Origin of the sequence: Pseudomonas sp. AL 58 (assembly GCF_036348395.1) — a bacterium.
GTDB lineage: Bacteria > Pseudomonadota > Gammaproteobacteria > Pseudomonadales > Pseudomonadaceae > Aquipseudomonas > Aquipseudomonas defluvii.
In genome coordinates this window covers 1-1,498 of the sequence record NZ_JAZBQR010000054.1, presented here as the reverse complement: position 1 = coordinate 1,498, position 1,498 = coordinate 1, and the positions used below count along the sequence as shown (strand labels likewise).

Genomic DNA, 1,498 nt, shown 5'->3' with positions numbered 1-1,498 from the left:
TCGGTTTGCATGCCTTTGGCGATTTCGTTGGCGTCCAGGCGCAGCGCCTTGTAGGCCTCTTGCTGCGACTTGGTGGCTGCCGTGCCAGCAGTCAGGGTCAGCATGAAGTTCTTGATGCCCGTGGCCGCCACGTCCTGGGCGATACCCACCCCGGCCAGTGCCGAGCCCATCGCCGCAATCTGCCCGGCGTTAACCCCCGCCACCTCACCCAACGGACCAATAGCCGTCAGGATCGCCGAGATCTGCCCGGTACTGGCCGCACCGGTGTTACCCAGGTAGTTGATCTTGTCGGCCAGCGCGACCACTTCCTGCTGGTTCATGTGGAAGGCCGTTCGCCACTTGGCCATCATCGAGCCGGACTCTTCCGCCGTGGTGTCGAAGGCGACACCCATTTTCACCGCGTCTTCAGCAAACTGCTTCAGGTCTTCCCGGGCGATGCCCGACTGACCACCCGCCGCGACAATCTGCGCGATGCCTTCGGCAGCCATCGGCAACCGCTCGGACATGCTCAGCACGTCCTCACTCATTTCCTTGAACTGGGCCGGCGTCTCAAAGTTGACCACCTTCTTGACGTCGGCCATCGCGCTTTCAAAGCCAATGGCCGCCTGCACCCCCATGACAAAAGGGGTCGCAATGGCGCCCCCTTGAATCGCATCCATGAAGGTGATTTTGCCGAGGCCTGAGCTATTCAACTGCTTGCGCAGAACGGCTGCGTTCTTGCGCACCCCACTCAACACCGGCGACAACTTGTCGACGCCAGTGATGAGCGCCTTTAGCTGGAACTTATCCGCCATTGCCGCCCCCTAACATCGCCTGGATTCGCCACGCGTTTTCTTCACTCTCAAACAACTGGTCTAACGGCCAGTTCATGACCTCGTTCGGGTTCACTTTCCAGAACCAGGCGAGGTCATAGACCAACTCGGTCAGCTGCTCGGGGCTTCGGAATCGGGGGCTTTCGTCGCCGGTGTAAGGAAAAAACCAATGACCATCCACACCAGTGTGTTCAGGTCGAAAATGTCCAGTTGGTTAACCGAGCTGGGGGGAATGCCGGCACACACCGCAATGTACTTCGATGCAGCTTCAGTTTCGGCGACTGGTCGATTGTCTTCGCCCAAGACGTAGGGAAGCACTTTGATAGTGCGAACTTCCTGGGGGGTTGGGCGACGAATTTTCAGCTCTTTCAGTTCCTCACCGTGAGCCTGAATCGGTGCGGCCAACTTATGGGTAATAGTGCTCATCACTGCCAGTCTCCAGAAATACCATCGAACTTGATCGCAACCTTTGCGTCATCGGCAGACATTTTCATTTCGTCCACCACATACGCACCGGACAGCACGTAACAACTGCCGTCCTTGAACTCGACGGTGACCGTCATGTTGGTGCCGTTTTCCAGCTTGGCCTGAGGGAAACCCGGGGTTTTAACCGCATCGACCGCCACATAGGGCGTCAGGTCTTCTTCCTTGAACACCCCCGTGGCAATCGTCTCGCGCTTGAACTT

At 58.1% G+C, this 1,498-nt stretch carries 3 protein-coding genes; all 3 read right to left on the bottom strand.

What is annotated here, in order from left to right:
- Positions 1-794 (bottom strand): phage tail tape measure protein (locus UIA24_RS23000; RefSeq protein ID WP_330524041.1); only part of this gene is annotated, 794 nt, incomplete at its 3' end.
- A 129-nt stretch (positions 795-923) separates the two neighbouring features.
- Positions 924-1,238, bottom strand: coding sequence for a phage tail assembly protein (locus UIA24_RS22995; protein ID WP_330524040.1), 315 nt, complete (start codon positions 1,236-1,238; stop codon positions 924-926).
- Positions 1,238-1,498, bottom strand: a 261-nt coding sequence (locus UIA24_RS22990) for a phage tail tube protein (protein ID WP_330524039.1), incomplete at its 5' end; no start/stop codon positions are given. The genes UIA24_RS22995 and UIA24_RS22990, both read right to left, overlap by 1 nt.

Coding starts and splice junctions, on each gene's coding strand:
- UIA24_RS22995 (WP_330524040.1), bottom strand. CDS start 1,238: ATGAGCACTATTACCCATAAGTTGGCCGCACCGATTCAGGCTCACGGT.